General features: G+C 71.7%; 14 protein-coding genes and 1 tRNA gene. 13 read left to right on the top strand and 2 right to left on the bottom strand.

Annotation, left to right across the window (positions count from 1 at the left end):
* Positions 1-109 precede the first annotated feature (109 nt).
* Together NQU55_RS33760 and NQU55_RS33755 are read left to right on the top strand one after the other, a co-directional pair.
* Positions 110-829 (top strand): DegT/DnrJ/EryC1/StrS family aminotransferase, encoded by a 720-nt coding sequence (locus tag NQU55_RS33760; RefSeq protein WP_168097118.1) that lies wholly within the window; start codon positions 110-112, stop codon positions 827-829.
* A 97-nt stretch (positions 830-926) separates the two neighbouring features.
* Positions 927-999 (top strand) — tRNA-Thr (locus NQU55_RS33755).
* A 77-nt stretch (positions 1000-1076) separates the two neighbouring features.
* On the opposite strand, the gene NQU55_RS33750 is transcribed toward NQU55_RS33755, so the two are convergent.
* Entirely contained in the window at positions 1077-3737 is a 2661-nt protein-coding gene (locus NQU55_RS33750; protein ID WP_168091941.1) for a SpoIIE family protein phosphatase, read from the bottom strand.
* 214 nt (positions 3738-3951) lie between these two features.
* Between NQU55_RS33750 and NQU55_RS33745 the strand changes: the two genes are divergently transcribed.
* From NQU55_RS33745 to NQU55_RS33695, 11 genes are all read left to right on the top strand, one after another.
* Positions 3952-9462, top strand: coding sequence for a HAMP domain-containing protein (locus NQU55_RS33745; protein WP_168091940.1), 5511 nt, complete (start codon positions 3952-3954; stop codon positions 9460-9462).
* Positions 9463-9717: 255 nt separating this feature from the next.
* The gene (locus NQU55_RS33740; RefSeq protein ID WP_058047234.1) at positions 9718-10404 is read left to right on the top strand and encodes a response regulator; all 687 of its coding nucleotides are present in this window, start codon (positions 9718-9720) and stop codon (positions 10402-10404) included.
* 104 nt (positions 10405-10508) lie between these two features.
* Positions 10509-13286, top strand: coding sequence for a DNA translocase FtsK (locus tag NQU55_RS33735; RefSeq protein ID WP_168091939.1), 2778 nt, complete (start codon positions 10509-10511; stop codon positions 13284-13286).
* A 198-nt stretch (positions 13287-13484) separates the two neighbouring features.
* The gene (locus NQU55_RS33730) at positions 13485-14306 is read left to right on the top strand and encodes a helix-turn-helix domain-containing protein (RefSeq protein WP_168091938.1); all 822 of its coding nucleotides are present in this window, start codon (positions 13485-13487) and stop codon (positions 14304-14306) included.
* Between the two features lie 128 nt (positions 14307-14434).
* Positions 14435-15910 (top strand): 30S ribosomal protein S12 methylthiotransferase RimO, encoded by a 1476-nt coding sequence (gene rimO, locus NQU55_RS33725; RefSeq protein ID WP_168091937.1) that lies wholly within the window; start codon positions 14435-14437, stop codon positions 15908-15910.
* Positions 15907-16554 carry a CDP-diacylglycerol--glycerol-3-phosphate 3-phosphatidyltransferase gene (gene pgsA / locus NQU55_RS33720; RefSeq protein ID WP_168091936.1) on the top strand — a complete coding sequence of 216 codons (648 nt, stop codon included), beginning with the start codon at positions 15907-15909 and terminating at the stop codon, positions 16552-16554. The genes rimO and pgsA overlap by 4 nt, the downstream gene beginning before the upstream one ends.
* Positions 16551-17099: a CinA family protein gene (locus NQU55_RS33715; protein ID WP_168091935.1), complete on the top strand. Its 549-nt coding sequence runs from the start codon at positions 16551-16553 to the stop codon at positions 17097-17099. The genes pgsA and NQU55_RS33715 overlap by 4 nt, the downstream gene beginning before the upstream one ends.
* Positions 17100-17193: 94 nt before the next feature.
* The gene (locus NQU55_RS33710) at positions 17194-17568 is read left to right on the top strand and encodes a helix-turn-helix domain-containing protein (protein ID WP_168091934.1); all 375 of its coding nucleotides are present in this window, start codon (positions 17194-17196) and stop codon (positions 17566-17568) included.
* A 220-nt stretch (positions 17569-17788) separates the two neighbouring features.
* Entirely contained in the window at positions 17789-18259 is a 471-nt protein-coding gene (locus NQU55_RS33705) for a Dps family protein (RefSeq protein WP_168091933.1), read from the top strand.
* 132 nt (positions 18260-18391) lie between these two features.
* Positions 18392-18604, top strand: a complete 213-nt coding sequence (locus NQU55_RS33700) for a hypothetical protein (RefSeq protein ID WP_168091932.1) — start codon at positions 18392-18394, stop codon at positions 18602-18604.
* 109 nt (positions 18605-18713) lie between these two features.
* Entirely contained in the window at positions 18714-19025 is a 312-nt protein-coding gene (locus NQU55_RS33695) for a hypothetical protein (protein ID WP_168091931.1), read from the top strand.
* 170 nt (positions 19026-19195) lie between these two features.
* Here the strand turns inward: NQU55_RS33695 and NQU55_RS33690 are convergent, their stop codons facing one another.
* A complete protein-coding gene (locus NQU55_RS33690) occupies positions 19196-20002 on the bottom strand; it encodes a DNA-formamidopyrimidine glycosylase family protein (protein WP_168091930.1) in 807 nt (268 codons plus the stop codon).
* Between the last annotated feature and the right edge of the window lie 50 nt (positions 20003-20052).

Genomic DNA, 20052 nt, shown 5'->3' with positions numbered 1-20052 from the left:
AGAAGAAGCTCCGGTAGCTGAACTCAGTTCAGCTACCGGAGCTTTTTTATTTCCGCAATGAACTGCGGAGCGTCACGCCGTGTTCACGTCCCCTGGAAACCCTCCAGGCATGGGGACAGTGGAGACGCTCACGGCAGCGGGCATCGGTACAGGTGACGAGGTCGTCGTGCCGTCGTACGCGACGGCGGATGCGGCCGAGGCGGTCCGCCGGGCCGGAGCCGTACCCGTGTTCGCGGACATCGACCCGGAGAGCCTCTGCCTGGACCCGGACTCCGTCGCCGCCACGCTCACGCTCCGGGCCGCCGCAGTGATGCCCGTTCACCTCTTCGGCCGCCGCGCCGACCTGGCCGGCCTACGCACCGTCGCCGACCGGCGCGGATTGCTCGTGGTCGAGTACGAGCAGTACGAGCAGTACGAGCAGCCTGCGCAGTACAAGCCGCCGGCTCCCGTGGACGAGAGCACCAGGCGCAGGTGGGCGCACGCCGCGTACCTGAACGCCCGGCTGCGGGGCGTCGTGACGCCCGCCGTGACCCCGGGCGTTGAGCACGGCTACCACTCCTATGTGGTGCGCGTGCCGGGCAACGGCCGGCCGGACCGCGATGCGTTCGCACGGGCGCTGCGGGCCCGCGGCGTACGGTGCCACGTGCCTGTACAGACACCCGTGCACCGACTTCCCTCCTACCGGCGGGACTTGTGGCTCGCCGAGACCGAGCGGGCCGCCGATCAGTGCCTGGCGCTGCCCATCGACGCCGCCGCCACCGAGCGGGAGCTGCACCGCGTCGTGGCCGTCTGCAATGCGCTGGGCGGGCTGGTTCCGGAAGCCGCCTGAGTGAGTCCCCGTGTGATGTCCTCACGAGCCTCCGGCGCGGCCGCCCCACGTGGTCAAAAGTGCGTACGAACATGGGGTATGCTTTATCTCGTTGCCGGCCCCAATAGCTCAGTCGGCAGAGCGTCTCCATGGTAAGGAGAAGGTCAACGGTTCGATTCCGTTTTGGGGCTCAGAGAAAGAAGGCCCCCGCCAAATGGCGGGGGCCTTCTTCGTATTCGCACCCCGGGTATTCACACCCCGGCCGTTCTCACGGCAGCTCCGGCACCCGCATCGCCAGGATCGCCATGTCGTCGGACGCGGGCTCCGCGGCGAAGCGCTCGACCGCCCGTAGCACCCGGGCGGCCACCGCCCCCGCCGTCAGCCCCGTACAGGTCGTCAGCAGGTCGGTGAGGCCGTCGTCGCCCAGCATGCGCGTGCCTTCGCGGCGCTCGGTCACGCCGTCCGTGACGCACAGGAGGACGTCGCCCGGTTCGAGGGTGACCGTCTGCTCGTACAGCTCCAGGTCCTCCATGACGCCCAGCAGCGGCTGCGGGTCCGCCGCCGCTTCCACCGTGCCGTCCTGGCGCAGGCGCAGCGGCAGGGGGTGGCCGGCGCAGACGACCTTGAGGATCGCGCTGCCGTCCTCCTGGGGCCACAGCTCGCCGTACAGCAGCGTCAGGAAGCGGCTGCGGGCGCCCTCGTCGAGGATGGCGGCGTTCAGACGCTCCAGCACCGCCGGGCCGCCGTAGCCCTCGCGGGCGAGGAGGCGCAGGGCGTGGCGGGCGAGGCCGGTGACCGCCGCGGCTTCGGGCCCCGTGCCGCAGACGTCGCCGATGGCGAAGCCGTAGGCGCCGTCGCGGATGGCGAAGAGGTCGTAGAAGTCGCCGCCGACCTCGTTGCCCTCGCCGGCGGCGCGGTAGATGACGTCGACCTCGACGCCGGGGACGTGCAGCAGCTCCGGCGGGAGGAGGCTGCGCTGGAGGGACTGGCTGATGGCGGTGCGCTCGCTGTAGAGGCGGGCGTTGTCCAGCGCCAGGGCGGCCCGGCGGGAGAGGTCCTCGGCGAGTTCGAGGATCTCCTGGCGGAAGTGGTCGTCGGTGGGCTTGCCGAGGGTGAGCATGCCGATGACGCGGTTGCGGGCGACGAGCGGCAGGACGACGGTCTCTCCGCCGACGGCGGCCGCCGTGGCGAGGGAGGTGCTGGGCGCGGCCGCGTGGCGGTCGCTCTCGGCGATGCCCAGGGTGCGCAGGGAGCCGCGGAGGGCCGCGGCGTGGGCGGCCTCGGAGGGGGCGGTCCAGATGCGGGCGCCGGGCGTGGGGACGGGGTCCGGCGGGGCGAGCCGGCCGAGGAGGGTCTTGAGGCCGTCGATGCGGTCCTCGTCCTCGTGCAGCACGTAGGACAGCTCGGGTTCGGATGCGGGGTCGGCGACGGTGTAGACCGCGCACCAGGTGGCGAGGGTGGGCACCGTCATCTGTGCCATGAGGGCGAGGGTCTGGTCGCGGTCGAGGGTGCCGGCGAGGAGGTCGGAGGCCTCGACGAGGAAGGAGAGGGAGCCGCGGCGCAGGCGTTCGAGCTCGTTGAGGCGGGCGCGCTCGACGGCCAGGGCGATGCGGTCGGCGGCGAACTGCAGACGCAGCGCTTCTTCGTTGCTGTAGCGGCCCGGGGCCTCCGCGGCGACGCCCAGGGAGCCGGTGAGGCGGCCCTCGACCTTGAGGGGGACGGTGACGACAGAGCGCATGCCGGTGTCGTTGAGGAGGGGAACGGCGCCGGGGAGGACGGCGAGGTCCTCGTGGACGGCGGGCATCCGGGCGGAGCCGTAGCGGCCGGTGCCGGCCTCGACGGGGACGCGGGCGAAGCGCTGGCGGGCGGAGGGCAGGCCGGTGGAGGCGCGCACCTCCAGCTCGGTCTCGTCGTCGGTGGCCAGCAGGAGGTAGGCGGCGTCGCCGTCGAGCATGTCGCGGGCGCGCTCGACGGTGCGCTGGAGGAGGCCGTCGAGGTCGTCGGGGGCGGGGGAGCCGATGAAGACCTCGAAGGGGTCGGTGACGGTGCCCCGGTCGGTGGTGCCGCTGTCGGTCGCGGCGGGAGTGCGCTGGAGGCTCTGCAGGACGGCGCGCTCCTCCTCGCGCACCAGCAGGCAGACGGTGGAGGGGGCGCCCTCGTTGTCGCGGACGCGGAGGTGGGAGGCGTAGACGGGCGTGATGCGGCCGTCGGCGCCCCTTATGCCGTAGGACCCCTCCCAGCGGGACAGGCGCAGGGCCTCGGCGATGCCGGTGGAGGTGCCGGGGGTGTGCGGCCAGGCGGCGAAGTCGGTGAGCGGCTTGCCGAGGACCTGGTCGGCGGCGAAGCCGAAGAGGGAGTCCGCGTCGTCGTTCCAGGCGGTGATGCCGCCGCTGCGGTCGAGCTGGACGACGGCGACGCGGACGCGGGCGTCGGCCACCGGCAGGGCCTCGGTGGGCAGGGCGGGGCCCGCGGAGCGGGTGCCGGCGGGGCGGTCGGGGAGGTCGAGCTGGAACCACACCTGCTTGTGGGTGGGGGTGTACTCGACGCCCCAGCGGGTGGCCAGAGCGGCGCACAGCAGCAGGCCGCGGCCTCCCTCGCGGTCGACGCCGCCGATGCGCCGGGCGGAGCTCTGCAGGGGCACCTCGCGCTCGGGATAGCGGTCGGCGACCTCGATGCGGACGCCGGTGGCGGTGCGCATGCACAGGACGTCGGCGGCGGTGCCGGCGTGGACGACGGCGTTGGTGACGAGCTCGCTGGTCAGGACGACGGCGTCGTCGATGATGTCGGGGTGGCCCCAGCCCTGGAGAGTGTCCCGGACGAAGGCGCGGGCGGAGGCGACCGAGCGTCCGACCGGCTCGAAGGTGGCGGCAGCCCGCGCGGTGATCACAGGTCTCCTCGTCGTGTAGGTCTCGGCGATCTGCTCACCCATGTCGCAGCGCCCCTCCATTGCCCTGGCCGGATGCCAGGTTACTTACCTTCACCGCACAGGCGGAGGCCGGTGCGAACGGATTCCACCTTGGGAGTGCCCGCGGACCGTGTGCGATGCTGCCGAACTGTTATGGCCTGGCCGGGCCGGGGTGAAACACTGGGAAAGATTGAAGTGGAAGCCCGACGAGGATGATCGACCCTGCGGGAGGGACACGGTGGAGTCTGGCGCGGAGGCGCGGGGCGTGAGCACGCGCGCGAAGGGCGGACGGTCCCGGGCCAATGGGACGACGGAAGTCGACACGGCGGCCTTGACCAGGCTGCTGACGGCGCTGTCCGCCATGCGCGACGGAAACTTCCGGAAGCGGCTGACGGTCTCCGGCGACGGGGTGATGGCCGAGATCGCCGCGGTCTTCAACGAGGTCGCGGACCGCAATCTGCAGCTCACCGGGGAGCTGGCCAGGGTGCGCCGGGTCGTGGGCCGTGAGGGCAAGCTCACGGAGCGGCTGGAGGTCGGGGCCTGCGAGGGCGCCTGGGCCGCCGCGATCGACGCGTCGAACGCCCTGGTGGACGACCTGGTGCGGCCGGTCTCCGAGGTGGGGCGGGTGCTGTCGGCGGTGGCCGAGGGCGACCTGGAGCAGCGGATGGACCTGCGCTCCCAGGGGGCGGACGGGTCGGCGCATCCGCTGCGGGGCGAGTTCCTGAAGGTCGGGCGTACGGTCAACGGCCTCGTGGACCAGCTGTCGGCGTTCACCGACGAGGTGACGCGGGTCGCGAGCGAGGTGGGCACCGAGGGCAAGCTGGGCGGCCAGGCACGGGTGCGCGGTATGTCGGGTTCGTGGAAGGACCTGACGGATTCCGTCAACACGATGGCGTCGAGGCTCACCGCTCAGGTGCGTGACATCGCTCTCGTGACGACCGCGGTCGCCAAGGGCGACCTCTCCCGCAAGGTCACGGTGCACGTGGCCGGGGAGATGCTGGAGCTGAAGAACACCGTCAACACGATGGTCGACCAGCTGTCCTCCTTCGCCTCCGAGGTCACGCGCGTGGCGCGCGAGGTGGGCACGGAGGGCGAGCTGGGGGGCCAGGCGCAGGTGCCCGGCGTCGCGGGCGTCTGGAAGGACCTCACGGACTCCGTCAACCTGATGGCCGGGAACCTGACGGCGCAGGTGCGGGGCATCGCGCAGGTGACGACGGCGGTCGCCAACGGCGACCTCTCGCAGAAGGTGACGGTCAGCGCGCGGGGCGAGATCGCCCAGCTGGCCGAGACGATCAACCAGATGACGGAGACGCTGCGCACCTTCGCCGACGAGGTGACGCGGGTGGCCAGCGAGGTCGGCGCGGAGGGCCGGCTCGGCGGGCAGGCTCAGGTGCCGGGGGCGGCGGGTACGTGGAAGGACCTCACCGATTCGGTGAACACCGCCTTCCGCAACGTCACGACGCAGGTGCGGGACATCGCCCAGGTGACCACGGCCGTGGCCAACGGTGACTTGGGCCAGAAGGTGACCGTCGACGTCTCCGGCGAGATGCTGGAGCTGAAGAACACGGTCAACACGATGGTGGACCAGCTGTCCGCCTTCGGTGCCGAAGTCACGCGCGTGGCGCGGGAGATCGGCGTCGAGGGCGAGCTCGGCGGTCAGGCCGCGGTGCCCGGCGCGGCGGGTACGTGGAAGGACCTCACCGACTCGGTGAACACCGCCTTCCGCAACCTCACGGGGCAGGTGCGCAACATCGCGCAGGTGACCACGGCGGTCGCCAACGGCGACCTCTCGCAGAAGGTGACCGTCGACGTCTCCGGCGAGATGCTGCAGCTGAAGAACACCGTGAACACCATGGTCGATCAGCTGTCCTCGTTCGCCGACCAGGTCACGCGCATGGCGCGCGACGTCGGCACGGAGGGCCGGCTGGGCGGTCAGGCCCGGGTGGACGGCGTCAGCGGCACCTGGAAGGAGCTGACCGACTCGGTCAACTTCATGGCGGGCAACCTCACCTCCCAGGTGCGGCAGATCGCTCAGGTGACCACGGCGGTCGCGCGCGGCGACCTCTCCCAGAAGATCGACGTGGACGCGCGCGGCGAGATCCTGGAGCTGAAGAACACCATCAACACGATGGTCGACCAGCTCTCCGCCTTCGCCGAGCAGGTGACCCGGGTCGCCCGGGACGTGGGGACCGAGGGCCGGCTGGGCGGCCAGGCGCAGGTGCCGGGCGTGGCCGGCGTATGGCGCGACCTCACGGACTCCGTCAACGGCATGGCGGGCAACCTGACGGCGCAGGTGCGCAACATCGCGCAGGTCGCGACGGCGGTCGCGCGCGGCGACCTGTCGCAGAAGATCGATGTGGACGCCCGGGGCGAGATCCTGGAGCTGAAGAACACCCTCAACACGATGGTGGACCAGCTGTCGTCGTTCGCCGATCAGGTCACGCGCGTGGCCCGCGAGGTGGGCACCGAGGGCATCCTGGGCGGCCAGGCCGAGGTGCAGGGCGTCTCCGGCACCTGGAAGGACCTCACCCAGTCGGTCAACTTCATGGCCAACAACCTGACTTCGCAGGTGCGCAACATCGCGGAGGTGACGACGGCCGTCGCCAAGGGCGACCTGTCGAAGAAGATCACCGTCGACGCGAAGGGCGAGATCCTCGAACTGGTCACCACCGTGAACACGATGGTGGACCAGCTCTCGGACTTCGCGGAGCAGGTGACGCGGGTGGCCCGCGAGGTGGGCACCGAGGGGCAGCTGGGCGGTCAGGCGCGGGTGCGGGACGTCACCGGCATCTGGAAGGACCTCAGTGACAACGTCAACCTGATGGCCAACAACCTCACCAGCCAGGTACGTAACATCTCGCAGGTCGCGGCGGCGGTCGCCAACGGCGACCTGACCAAAAAGGTGACGGTCGAGGCGCGCGGCGAGGTCGCGCAGCTGGCCGACACCGTCAACACCATGGTGACGACGCTGTCGTCCTTCGCGGACGAGGTCACGCGCGTGGCGCGCGAGGTGGGCACGGACGGCATCCTGGGCGGCCAGGCGCGCGTGCCGGGCGTCAGCGGCACCTGGAAGGACCTCACGGAGTCCGTGAACGCCATGGCCTCCAACCTGACGGGCCAGGTCCGCAACATCGCGATGGTCACCACGGCCATCGCCCAGGGCGATCTCACCAAGAAGATCGACATCGATGCCCGCGGCGAGATCCTCCAGCTGAAGACGACCATCAACACGATGGTGGACCAGCTGTCGTCGTTCGCCGATCAGGTCACGCGCGTGGCCCGCGAGGTGGGTACGGAGGGCCAGCTGGGCGGCCAGGCGCGGGTGCGGGACGTGGACGGCACCTGGCGGGACCTGACCGAGTCGGTCAACGAGATGGCCGGGAACCTGACCCGTCAGGTGCGGGCCATCGCCGAGGTCGCCACGGCGGTGACCCGTGGTGATCTCAACCTCAAGATCGACGTGGACGCGGCCGGCGAGATCCTGGAGCTCCAGGACAACATCAACACGATGATCGCCAACCTCCGCGAGACCACCCTGGCCAACAAGGAGCAGGACTGGCTCAAGGGCAACGTCGCCCGGATCTCCGGCCTCCTGCAGGGCCGCCGGGACCTGGACGACGTCGCCGGGCTGATCATGAGCGAGCTGACGCCGGTGGTCTCCGCGCAGCACGGCGCGTTCTTCCTGGCCATGCCGACGGGCTCGCCGTCCGGGCAGGGCGCGGAGGACGGCCGGGACGCCTACGAGCTGCGCATGCTCGGCTCGTACGGCTACTCGATGGGCTCCATGCCCACCTCCTTCCGGCCGGGCGAGACGCTGATCGGCACCGCGGCGAAGGAGAAGCGGACCATCCTGGTGGAGAACGTTCCGCCGGGCTACCTGAAGATCGCCTCCGGTCTGGGCGAGGCGCCTCCGGCGCACGTCATCGTGTTGCCGGTGCTCTTCGAGGGCCAGGTGCTCGGCGTGATCGAGCTGGCCTCCTTCCAGCCGTTCGCGCAGATCCAGAAGGACTTCCTCAACCAGATCGCCGAGATGATCGGCACGAGCGTCAACACCATCAGCGTCAACACCAAGACGGAGATGCTGCTCAAGCAGTCGCAGGAGCTCACCGAGCAACTGCGCGAGCGGTCGGCCGAATTGGAGAACCGGCAGAAGGCGCTGGAGATCTCCAACGCGGAGCTGGAGGAGAAGTCCGAGCGGCTGGCGCGGCAGAACCGCGACATCGAGGTGAAGAACACCGAGATCGAGGAGGCCCGGCAGGTGCTGGAGGAGCGCGCCGAGCAGCTCGCGGTCTCGATGCGCTACAAGTCCGAGTTCCTGGCCAACATGTCGCACGAGCTGCGCACGCCGCTCAACTCGCTGCTCATCCTCGCGAAGCTGCTCGCCGACAACGCGGACGGCAACCTCTCGCCCAAGCAGGTGGAGTTCGCCGAGACCATCCACGGCGCGGGCTCGGACCTGCTGCAGCTGATCAACGACATCCTGGACCTGTCCAAGGTCGAGGCGGGCAAGATGGACGTCAGCCCGACCCGGATCGCGCTCGTCCAGCTGGTCGACTACGTGGAGGCCACGTTCCGGCCGCTGACGGCGGAGAAGGGGCTCGACTTCTCCGTACGGGTCTCGCCCGAGCTGCCGGCCACGCTGCACACCGACGAGCAGCGGCTGCTGCAGGTGCTGCGCAACCTCCTGTCGAACGCGGTCAAGTTCACCGACACCGGCGCGGTGGAGCTGGTCATCCGGCCGGCCGGCGGGGACGTCCCGGACACCATCCGCGAGCAGCTCCTCGAAGCGGGCTCGCTGCGCGACCCGGACGGCGAGGTGATCGCCTTCTCGGTCACCGACACCGGCATCGGCATCGCGGCCAGCAAGATGCGCGTGATCTTCGAGGCGTTCAAGCAGGCCGACGGGACGACCAGCCGCAAGTACGGCGGCACCGGCCTCGGGCTGTCGATCAGCCGGGAGATCGCACGGCTGCTCGGCGGCGAGATCCACGCCGCGAGCGAGCCCGGCCGCGGCTCCACCTTCACCCTCTACCTCCCGCTCAACGCCGGCGAGCTGCCGCCGCAGGGCTACCCGCAGCTCGCGCCGGGCAGCCGGCCCGAGCCCGGCGCCGAGCAGGGGGGCGTCGCCGAGGAGATCACGGCCGTCGAGGCGGGGCTGCCGGTCGCCGGGGCGGAGTCGCCCGCGCGCGGGGCGGCAGGACTCCTGCTGCGGCGCCAGCGGGCCGCGCAGGCCGCCGCGCAGTGGCCCGCTCCGCCCGTGCCGGGGACCCAGCCGCCGGCCGCCCCCCAGGGCGAGCCGTGGCCGACCGAGCTCCATGGTGACGCAGAGCAACCGACGGCCAAGGACTTCGGGTCGGGGTTCGGCGGGGGCTTCCACGGGGAGAAGGTGCTGATCGTCGACGACGACATCCGCAACGTCTTCGCCCTCACGAGCGTCCTGGAGCAGCACGGGCTTTCGGTGCTCTACGCGGAGAACGGCCGCGAGGGGATCGAGGTGCTGGAGCAGCACGACGACGTCGTGGTGGTCCTGATGGACATCATGATGCCGGAGATGGACGGCTACGCCACGACGGCCGCCATCCGCAGGATGCCGCAGTTCGCGGGCCTGCCCATCATCGCGCTCACCGCGAAGGCGATGAAGGGCGACCGGGAGAAGAGCATCGACGCGGGCGCGTCGGACTACGTCACCAAGCCCGTCGACACCGATCACCTGCTCACGGTGATGGAGCAGTGGATGCGCGCCGAGTGAGGCGGAGCCGCGCGGGCCGCCCGGCGTTCGCGGGCGGCCGCTGACCGAGTGTGCGCGAGGACGTGTGGGGACCGGGGATTCGGGGAACCTTCTGGTCCCCCACTACGTTTCTGCTACGTGCACAGTGACATCGCGGTGACAGGGTGTGGCGACCGGCGGGGTGCGGCTACCATGACCGGCACAAGGACGGGCGGCGCAAGGGAGTCGTCCCCTGGGGCGGCGCCCGGTGCACTGCCGGGGCGAGGAGGACGGGCCATGGTGCAGAAGGCCAAGATCCTCCTGGTCGATGACCGGCCGGAAAATCTGCTGGCGCTGGAGGCCATCCTCTCGGCGCTCGATCAGACACTGGTACGGGCATCGTCAGGGGAGGAAGCGCTCAAGGCGCTGCTGACGGACGATTTCGCAGTGATCCTGCTGGACGTCCAGATGCCTGGCATGGATGGATTCGAGACCGCGGCGCACATCAAGCGGCGGGAGCGGACGCGGGACATCCCCATCATCTTCCTGACCGCCATCAACCACGGCCCGCACCACACCTTCCGCGGCTACGCGGCGGGCGCGGTGGACTACATCTCCAAGCCCTTCGACCCGTGGGTGCTGCGCGCCAAGGTCTCGGTCTTCGTCGAGCTGTACATGAAGAACTGCCAGCTGCGCGAGCAGGCGGCCCTGTTGCGGCTGCAGCTGGAGAACGGCCAGTCCGGGCGTACGGGCGCCGCGGCGGCCCAGGAGCCCGCGGGGCTGCTCGCCGAGCTCTCCGCACGGCTCGCCGCCGTCGAGGAGCAGGCCGAGGCGCTGACCAAGCAGCTCGACGAGTCCGCCGACGCCGCGGCCGTCGCCACCGCCGCCCACCTCGAGCGCAAACTCACCGGCCTGCGGCGCGCACTGGACGCCCTGGAGCCCGGGGCCGGCAGCGGGGCGAGCCCGCTGCCCGCTCCCAGCTGACTCTTTGACGCCCTGTCACCCTTGAAAACATTGGGCCACGACACGAACGGGTGAACGCCGGGGCGCGGGTGTCCCTCGCGCCCGGCAACGGTAATCTCGGCTCCATGGCCTCACGTACGTCCGGCAAGGGTTCCCAGAGCGCGGCGGGCACCTCGAAGCAGCGTGCCGGGCGCTCCGGGGGCGCCGCCAAGAAGGCTGCGCCCAGGCCCGCGGGACGGGCGCCCGCCAAGAAGGCGCCGCCCCGCAAAGCACCCGCCAAGAAGGCCGCGGCCAAGCGGGCACCCAAGCGCGCGCCCGCACCTGCCGGCGGCGTCCGCCGCGTGGGGCGGGGCGTGGCCCACGGCGTGGGCGCGCTGTTCCGCGGCGTCGGCCGCGGCGCGCGGGGCCTCGATCCGGCCCACCGCAAGGACGGCGTGGCGCTGCTGCTCCTGGGCCTCGCCCTCATCGTGGCGGCGGGCACCTGGTCCAGCCTGGAAGGCCCCGTCGGCGACCTGGTGACCATGCTCGTCACCGGCGCCTTCGGCCGGCTCGACCTCGTGGTGCCGATACTCCTCGGCATCATCGCGGTCCGGCTCTTCCGCCACCCCGAGCGCCCCGAGGCCAACGGACGGATCGTCATCGGCCTGTCCGCGCTGGTCGTGGGCGTCCTCGGCCAGGTCCACGTGGCCTGCGGGTCGCCCGGGCGGGGCGACGGCTCGCACGCCCTGCAGGACGCGGGCGGCCTGATCGGCTGGGCCGCGTCCAAACCTCTGGTCTTCACGGTCGGCGAGGTGCTCGCCGTGCCGCTGCTGGTGCTGCTCACCGTCTTCGGCCTGCTGGTCGTCACCGCCACCCCCGTCAACGCCATCCCGCGCCGCCTGAGGCAGCTGGGGATCCGGCTCGGGCTGATCGAGCCGCTGCCGGGCGAGTACGAGGGGGAGGACGCCGCAGGCTACGCGGAGTACGCCGAGGACTGGCGCGAGGAGCCCGCCGCGCGCCCCCGCCGCGCTGCGACGCGACGGGCCGCCGGGGCGACCGACCCGGAGCAGGCCGAGGAAGAGGCGCTGAACAAGCGGCGCAAGGCGCGGCGCCCCGCCGGGCAGCCCGTGGAGCCTCCGGCCGGCCGCGAGCCCGACGCCATCGACATGGCGGCCGCTGCCGCCGCCTCGCTCGACGGGGCCGTGCTGCACGGCGTGCCGCCCACCCCGCTCGTCGCCGGGCTCAGCAGCGGCATCGCGCAGGACGACGGGCAGCCGGGCGCCGTGCCGGGCGCGCGGGGCCGCGGACAGGGGCCCGGCGCCGTGCAGGACCGCACCAAGGGCGTCCCCGACCTCACCCGCGGCGTGCCGGACCTCACCAAGGCCGCGCCCGCCCCCGACGCGGCGCCGGGCCTGCCCGCGCGCGCCGAGCAGCTCCAGCTCTCGGGCGACATCACCTACTCCCTGCCCACGCTCGACCTGCTGGAGCGGGGCGGGCCGGGCAAGGCGCGCAGCGCCGCGAACGACGCCATAGTGGCCGCGCTGACCACCGTCTTCTCCGAGTTCAAGGTCGACGCCGCCGTCACCGGCTTCACCCGCGGCCCGACGGTCACGCGCTACGAGGTCGAGCTGGGCCCCGCCGTCAAGGTCGAGCGCATCACCGCCCTCGCCAAGAACATCGCCTACGCCGTCGCCAGCCCGGACGTCCGCATCATCTCCCCGATCCCCGGCAAGTCCGCCGTGGGCATCGAGATCCCCAACACCGACCGGGAGATGGTCAACCTGGGCGACGTCCTGCGCCTCGCGGACGCCGCCGGGGACGACCACCCGATGCTCGTCGCCCTCGGCAAGGACGTCGAGGGCGGTTACGTGATGGCCAACCTGACGAAGATGCCGCACATCCTCGTCGCCGGCGCCACCGGCTCCGGCAAGTCCTCGTGCATCAACTGCCTCATCACCTCGCTGATGGTGCGGGCCACGCCCGACGAGGTCCGCATGGTGCTCGTCGACCCCAAGCGCGTGGAGCTGACCGCCTACGAGGGCATCCCGCACCTGATCACCCCGATCATCACCAACCCCAAGCGCGCGGCCGAGGCCCTGCAGTGGGTCGTCCGCGAGATGGACCTGCGCTACGACGACCTCGCGGCCTTCGGCTTCCGCCACATCGACGACTTCAACGCGGCCGTCCGGGCGGGCAAGGTCACTCCTCCGGAGGGCAGCGGGCGCGAGCTCTCCCCGTACCCCTATCTGCTGGTGATCGTCGACGAGCTGGCGGACCTGATGATGGTCGCCCCGCGGGACGTCGAGGACTCGATCGTGCGCATCACCCAGCTCGCCCGTGCCGCCGGCATCCACCTGGTGCTGGCCACCCAGCGCCCGTCCGTCGACGTGGTCACCGGCCTGATCAAGGCGAACGTGCCGTCCCGGCTCGCCTTCGCCACCTCCTCGCTCGCCGACAGCCGCGTCATCCTCGACCAGCCGGGCGCCGAGAAGCTGATCGGCAAGGGCGACGGCCTCTTCCTGCCCATGGGGGCGGGCAAGCCGGTCCGCATGCAAGGCGCCTTCGTCACGGAGGCCGAGGTCGCGGCCGTCGTGCAGCACTGCAAGGACCAGATGGCGCCGGTCTTCCGGGACGACGTCACCGTGGGCACCGCCAGGAAGAAGGAGATCGACGAGGACATCGGCGACGACCTGGACCTGCTGTGCCAGGCCGCGGAGCTGGTCGTCTCCACCCAGTTCGGCTCGACGTCGATGCTGCAGCGCAAACTGCGTGTGGGATTCGCGAAGGCGGGCAGACTCATGGACCTGATGGAGTCGCGGGGCATCGTGGGCCCGAGCGAGGGCTCCAAGGCCCGCGACGTCCTCGTCAAGCCCGATGAGCTGGATGCCGTGCTCGCGGTGATCCGCGGGGACGGCGGGTCCTGACGGCGCCGGAGATTCCTGCCCAACCGTTTCTCTCGGCGGCGTGTCGAGTTGAGAAAGGGGGGCGGTCCGATGTTCCACCGTCGGCGCCGCAGAGTCATCTGATGGCGTACAAAGTCCGGCTTCCCGCTTGCCCGCGGCTTTCGTATCCCCCCTAGACTGAACTCCCAGCAGGTGGCTACACGCTCGAAAGGCGCCCACGTGTCCATCGGCAACTCCTCCGCAGACGCAGAAGCAGACGACCGGCCGTCGATCGGCCGGGCTCTCCAGCAGGCCCGCATCAGCGCCGGACTGACCGTCGACGAGGTCAGCTCCACCACCCGCGTGCGCATCCCGATCCTGCACGCGATCGAACAGGACGACTTCTCGCGCTGCGGCGGAGACGTCTACGCACGTGGGCACATCCGCACCCTGGCCGTCACCGTCGGGCTCGACCCGGCCGTGCTGCTCGCGCGCTACGACGCCGAGCGCGGCGGGCGCCCCGCGCCGACCCCCGCGGCACCCGTCTTCGACGCCGAGCGCATCCGCCCCGAGCCCCGCCGCCCCAACTGGACGGCGGCGATGGTCGCCGCGATCGTGGCCGTCGTCGGCTTCGTCGGCTTCACGCTCTTCAACGGCGGCGCCAAGAGCACCAACGGCTCCGTCGCCGCGGACTCGCCCTCCGCCAAGCCCTCCGCCTCGCCGAGCCGGAAGCTTCCCTCGGGCAAGCCTGCCGACCCGAAGGCGGAGCCCTCGGGCAAGGCCATCGCCGGGGCGCCGGCCAACAAGGTCACCGTCAAGCTCGCCGCCGATCACGGCCAGACCTGGATGTCCGCCAAGGACCACAACGGCCGGCTGCTGGAGGAGGGCGTCCTCAAGCAGGGCGATTCCAAGACCTTCACCGACAACACCCGGATCGATCTTGTCCTGGGCAACGCCGGAGCGGTTCGGCTGTTCGTGAACGGCAAGGAGGTCAAGAATGTCGGCGACAAGGGCCAGGTCCAGCGCCTCAGCTACACCAAGGGAGACCCCGTAGCGGGCTGACCTGCGGCGGAGGGTGGGCGCGGACGGCTGGGGGACGCGCCGCCGGGTGATCGTTCTCTCGTGGCCCACCGGTATTGCCGGGAGCCTCGGCAGCGGATGAGGCTCCCGGACAAAGTAGGCTGAGCCCTATGCCCGAACGCCGTACCGTCGCTCTTGTCACACTTGGCTGCGCCCGTAACGAGGTGGACTCGGAGGAGCTGGCAGGCCGCTTGGCGGCGGATGGCTGGGACCTCGTGGAGGACGCCGCCGAAGCCGATGTGGCCGTCGTCAACACCTGTGGCTTCGTCGAGGCCGCGAAGAAGGACTCCGTAGACGCCCTCCTGGAGGCCAACGACCTCAAGGACCAGGGGCGCACCCAGGCCGTGGTCGCCGTCGGCTGCATGGCCGAGCGGTACGGCAAGGAGCTCGCCGAGGCGCTGCCCGAGGCCGACGGCGTGCTCGGCTTCGACGACTACGCCGACATCTCCGACCGGCTCCAGACCATCCTCTCCGGCGGCGTCCACGCCTCCCACACCCCGCGCGACCGCCGCAAGCTGCTGCCGATCAGCCCCGCCGAGCGGCAGAGCGCCGACGTGGCCCTCCCGGGGCACGCCCAGGACACCCCTCCCGACGACCTGCCCGAGGGCGTGGCGCCGGCCTCCGGGCCGCGTGCGCCGCTGCGCCGCCGGCTGGAGACCAGCCCCGTCGCGTCCGTGAAGCTCGCCTCCGGCTGCGACCGGCGGTGCTCCTTCTGCGCCATTCCCTCCTTCCGCGGCTCCTTCATCTCCCGCCGCCCCTCCGACGTGCTGGGCGAGACGCGCTGGCTCGCGGAGCAGGGCGTCAAGGAGGTCATGCTGGTCTCGGAGAACAACACCTCCTACGGCAAGGACCTCGGCGACATCCGCCTGCTGGAGACGCTGCTGCCCGAGCTGGCGGCCGTCGACGGCCTGGAGCGCATCCGGGTCAGCTACCTGCAGCCGGCGGAGATGCGGCCGGGTCTGATCGACGTGCTGACCTCCACCGAGAAGGTCGCGCCCTACTTCGACCTGTCCTTCCAGCACTCGGCCCCCGGCGTGCTGCGTGCCATGCGCCGCTTCGGCGACACCGACCGCTTCCTGGAGCTGCTCGACCAGATCCGGGCCAAGGCCCCGCAGGCCGGCGCCCGCTCCAACTTCATCGTCGGCTTCCCCGGTGAGACCGAGGAGGACGTCGCTGAGCTGGAACGTTTCCTGACCGGAGCCCGCCTGGACGCCATCGGCGTCTTCGGCTACTCCGACGAGGACGGCACCGAGGCGGCCACGTACGACCACAAGCTCGACCCCGAGATCGTCGCCGAGCGCCTCGCGCGCATCTCCCGGCTCGCCGAGGAGCTCACCGCGCAGCGCGCGGAGGAGCGGATCGGAGAGACCATTGAGGTGATGGTCGACCGCGTGGACGAGGAGGACGGCGTGCTCGGCCGGGCCGCCCACCAGGCGCCCGAGACCGACGGCCAGGTCATGCTCGGCACCGGCCCGGGCCTCGTCCCCGGCCGTATGGTCGTGGCCAAGGTGGTGGCGAGCGAGGGTGTCGACCTCGTCGCCGAACCGCTCGGCGACGGAGGGTGTACCGAGGAGGCGGGCAGATGACCGGAGTCCCGGCCTCCGCCACCGGAGGCCATGCCCCGGCGGCAGCCGTACGGCAGGCCGGGCTGTGGAACATCGCCAACATCCTCACCATGGTGCGGCTGCTGCTCGTGCCGGGGTTCGTGCTGCTGATGCTCCACAACGGCGGGTACGACCCGGCCTGGCGCTCCTTCGCCTGGGCCGCCTTCGCCATCGCCATGATCACCGATCTCTTCGACGGTCATCTGGCCCGGACGTACAACCTGGTCACGGACTTCGGCAAGATCGCCGACCCGATCGCGGACAAGGCGATCATGGGTGCGGCGCTGATCTGCCTGTCCGCGCTGGGCGACCTGTGGTGGTGGGTCACCGGCGTGATCCTCTTCCGCGAGATCGGCATCACGCTGATGCGGTTCTGGGTGATCAAGCACGGCGTCATCCCGGCCAGCCGCGGCGGCAAGATGAAGACCCTCGCGCAGGGCGTCGCCGTCGGGATGTACATCCTGGCGCTGACCGGGGCGCTGGCCACCGCTCGCTTCTGGGTGATGGCGGTGGCCGTGGTGTTGACGGTGGCCACGGGGCTCGACTACGTGAAGCAGGCCGTCGTGCTGCGCAGGGCGGGCCGGGCCGCGGCCGGCGCCGGAACTCCCGGGGCTGCGTCCCGATGAGCACGGCAGGCGAGACGTACACCCCGGCGGCTTCGGCGGTCCTGGCCGCGCTCGTGGCGCGCGGTGAGACCGTCGCCGCCGCCGAGTCGCTCACCGGAGGGCTGGTCGCGGCGGAACTGACCGCGGCGCCCGGCGCGTCCCGGTCGGTGCGGGGGTCCGTCACGGCGTACGCCACCGAGGTCAAGGCCGCGGTGCTGGACGTGGACGGGGAACTGCTCGCCCGGCGCGGCGCCGTGGACGGCGACGTGGCCGAGCAGATGGCCCGCGGCGTCCGCACGCTGCTGGGCGCCGACTGGGGGCTCGCCACGACCGGTGTCGCCGGTCCCGAACCCCAGGACGGCAAGCCCGTCGGGACGGTCTTCGTGGCCGTCGCGGGGCCGGGGGAGCGCGCCCGGGTGCGCGAGCTCTCCCTGGACGGGGAGCGCTCCCGGATCCGGTCGGAGAGCGTCCGGTCGGTGCTGGAACTGCTGCTGAACGAACTGACGGAAAACGTGGGCGCAAAGGATACGGAACACAACGGGGGGAATGGATGTTTGCAGCCCTGAGTGAACACGACATAGCTCCCCGCACGGCCGGAGCCCGAGGCGGTACGGTGGGGCGTGAAGGATCCGGATTCGCGGTCCAAGGAGGGAGCCACCGATGATTCTGCTCCGTCGCCTGCTGGGTGACGTGCTGCGTCGGCAGCGCCAGCGCCAGGGCCGCACTCTGCGCGAGGTCTCCTCATCCGCCCGGGTCTCGCTCGGTTACCTCTCCGAGGTCGAGCGGGGGCAGAAAGAGGCGTCCTCCGAGCTTCTCTCCGCAATCTGCGACGCTCTGGACGTACGGATGTCCGAGGTCATGCGCGAGGTCAGCGATGAATTGTCGCTCGCCGAGCTGGCGCAGTCGGCAGCGGCGAGCGAGCCGGTACCCGCGCCGATGCGGCCGATGTTCAATACGGTGTCCGTGACGGGCGTGCCGGGGGAGCGAGTCACGATCAAGGCTCCCGCCGAGGCCGTGGACGTGGTCGCGGCCTGACAGGCGTTTTGCGGGAAATCCCGGTCGGTTCTCCGGCCGGGATTTCGTGTTTCCCGGAGCCGTTCGTTCCGGGGTTGATCCGCGGTGGATCCAGCGTGGATCCGGCGTGGATTCGTGGTGGATTCGTGGTGGTGTGCGATGGCGGGTCGGCGGGAAGGCGGATAAAAAGACGAACAACACGGAACAAACGGTCCAAACCGTTGAGATGGGGAGAACCTGGATGTCTGTCGTCAAGAGTTCGCTGTCCGAACCGGATCGCAAGACCGTGGGGGACGCCCTCCAGGGCGCCCTGGTCGACCTGGTGGACCTCTCGCTGGTGGCCAAGCAGGTGCACTGGACCGTCGTGGGCCCCCGATTCCGCTCGGTCCACCTCCAGCTGGACGAAGTCGTCGCGAGCGCCCGCGTGCACGCCGACACCGTCGCCGAGCGCGCATCGGCCCTCGGCATCGCGCCGGACGGACGTGCCGAGACCGTCGCCAAGACCAGCGGCATCGACCCGGTCGGCGGCGGCTGGAGCAAGGACACGGAAGCCGTACAGACCCTCGTCTCCGCGCTGGGCGCGGTGATCACCCGGATGCGGGAGCGCATCCGCGCCACGGAGGAGCCGGACCCGGTCACCCAGGACCTCCTGATCGGTCTGACCGGCGACCTCGAGAAGCACCACTGGATGTTCCAGGCGGAGAACGCCTGACGGCGCCGGGGAGGCCCCCGGCGGAGCGGAGACGGGATCCCCCGGGCGCCGGAGCCCGGGGGATCCGTCGTGCCGGGTTCCGGCGCCGGGGCTCCGGTGGCGCCCGCGGCCCGGCCGCGCTCTCCTGGGGACATGGACGAGCACCCGGTGATCCGCTTCACGAACGAGCTGATGGTGCTCACGGACCTCGACCAGACCACGGCCGGCACCTTCGTGCGCCGGGTGTACCAGGAGGGCACCCACGAGGGCGAGCAGCGGCTGATCGTCGACCTGCACCAGCGCGACCGCAGGATCACGGAGCTGGAGCAGGAGCTGGCGCGGCTGCGGGGCGGGGACTCCGGCTGACCGCCGGCGCCGCAGGGCGCGAACGGGCGTGCAGCGCGCCGCTTCCGGCTTCCGGTGCGCTCTCCCACGCCAGGGGAAGCCGGTCTAGCGTCGGCCGAAGGAGGCAGCCATGGTCCGGCGTGATGTCTGGGGCTGCCGCCGGCCGTACGTCCTGCTGGGGCGGGCGGCAGCGCTCGTCGCCGGCGGTCTGTGGTGGTGGGCCCTGCTGCGACTGCTCGTACAGCCGGGCCGGGCCGGGCCCGTGGACGGGCTCGTCCTCGCCGGCGGGTGGGGCCTGAGCCTGCTGCCCGTGCACTGCGGCCCCTGGAGACGGCGTGAGGCCCGGGAGGGGCTCCTGGGCGCCGTGGCCGCGCGGGTAGGGCGGTCGGCGTGGGTGGCGTGGGCGTGCCGGCGGCGCGGAGGCCCGGCCGGCCGGTCGTGAGGGCGCGGCCGGGGTGGTCGGGGGGTCGGAGGTCGGAGACGAGGTCGGGGTGGGCGACGGGGCGGGTGTGAGGGGCTCTACGGAGGGGGTCCCTGTGGAGGGGGACTGTGGAGGGGGCTGCGGAAGGGGTGGTTCTCTACGGACCGCAGGGCTTCACTCGTCCGGCTTAATCATGCGGTCCGCCCCGGCGCGGGGCCGGGCTGGCAGGCGGGGCACCAGTACGTGACGCGCTCCTGACCCGCCTCCCCCTGATCCGCCGTGCGCAGCGGCGTACCGCAGCGGCGGCAGGGCCGCCCGGCCCGCCCGTACACCCACACCCGGTGGTCGGGGCGCGGATCGCCGGTGGTGATGCGGGCGGCGCGCGCCTTGTTGGCCTCCAGGAGCTTCCTTGCCAGGGCGGGCAGTCGCTCGGGGGCCGGGACGTCGCGCACGGGCAGCCAGGGGGAGATCCGGAGCAGGAAGCAGAGCTCCGACTTGTAGACATTCCCGATGCCGGCGAGGTTGCGCTGGTCGAGCAGGGCCTCCCCCACGGGCCGGTCCGCGTCGGCGAGCAGCCGGCGCAGTGCCTCCTCCGCGTCCCAGCCGGGGCCCAGGAGGTCCGGGCCCAGGTGGCCGACCACCGAGCTCTCGTCGGCGGTGCGCAGCAGCTCCAGCACGGGCAGGCGGTACCCCACGGCGGTGCGGTCGGCGGTGGCCAGCACGGCGCGGATCTGGTGCCCGGGGCCGCCGCGCCACCGCTCGCCGGGGGCGTACACGCGCCAGGCGCCGTCCATCCTCAGATGTGAGTGCAGGGTCAGGCCCCCTTCCAGGCGCGTGAGCAGGTGCTTGCCGCGGGGGAGGACCTCGGTGACGCGGCGGCCGGTGAGGTCCACGGTGGCCAGCGAGGGGACGCGCAGGTCGGAGCGGACCAGCGGGGCGCCGGCCAGGGCGCGGTCGAGCTCCCGTGCGGTGCGCCAGACGGTGTCTCCCTCGGGCATGTGCTCCTCCGGCCCTCTCCTGCTTCCCGTGCTTCTCGTGGTCGTCCGTT

The sequence above is a fragment of the Streptomyces telluris genome (assembly GCF_024519335.1).
GTDB classification, from domain to species: Bacteria; Actinomycetota; Actinomycetes; order Streptomycetales; family Streptomycetaceae; genus Streptomyces; species Streptomyces telluris.
Note: the sequence above shows the minus strand (reverse complement) of the source record. Positions and strands in the feature narration are given on the sequence as shown.

What these genes read in the sequence shown, in the direction of transcription:
- NQU55_RS33700 (WP_168091932.1), top strand. Translation starts at nt 18,392, where the DNA reads ATGGACGAGCACCCGGTGATCCGCTTCACGAACGAGCTGATGGTGCTC.
- NQU55_RS33690 (WP_168091930.1), bottom strand. Translation starts at nt 20,002, where the DNA reads ATGCCCGAGGGAGACACCGTCTGGCGCACCGCACGGGAGCTCGACCGC.
- pgsA (WP_168091936.1), top strand. Translation starts at nt 15,907, where the DNA reads ATGACCGGAGTCCCGGCCTCCGCCACCGGAGGCCATGCCCCGGCGGCA.
- NQU55_RS33710 (WP_168091934.1), top strand. Translation starts at nt 17,194, where the DNA reads ATGATTCTGCTCCGTCGCCTGCTGGGTGACGTGCTGCGTCGGCAGCGC.
- NQU55_RS33715 (WP_168091935.1), top strand. Translation starts at nt 16,551, where the DNA reads ATGAGCACGGCAGGCGAGACGTACACCCCGGCGGCTTCGGCGGTCCTG.
- NQU55_RS33750 (WP_168091941.1), bottom strand. Translation starts at nt 3,737, where the DNA reads ATGGGTGAGCAGATCGCCGAGACCTACACGACGAGGAGACCTGTGATC.
- NQU55_RS33740 (WP_058047234.1), top strand. Translation starts at nt 9,718, where the DNA reads ATGGTGCAGAAGGCCAAGATCCTCCTGGTCGATGACCGGCCGGAAAAT.
- NQU55_RS33695 (WP_168091931.1), top strand. Translation starts at nt 18,714, where the DNA reads ATGGTCCGGCGTGATGTCTGGGGCTGCCGCCGGCCGTACGTCCTGCTG.
- rimO (WP_168091937.1), top strand. Translation starts at nt 14,435, where the DNA reads ATGCCCGAACGCCGTACCGTCGCTCTTGTCACACTTGGCTGCGCCCGT.
- NQU55_RS33760 (WP_168097118.1), top strand. Translation starts at nt 110, where the DNA reads ATGGGGACAGTGGAGACGCTCACGGCAGCGGGCATCGGTACAGGTGAC.
- NQU55_RS33735 (WP_168091939.1), top strand. Translation starts at nt 10,509, where the DNA reads ATGGCCTCACGTACGTCCGGCAAGGGTTCCCAGAGCGCGGCGGGCACC.
- NQU55_RS33705 (WP_168091933.1), top strand. Translation starts at nt 17,789, where the DNA reads ATGTCTGTCGTCAAGAGTTCGCTGTCCGAACCGGATCGCAAGACCGTG.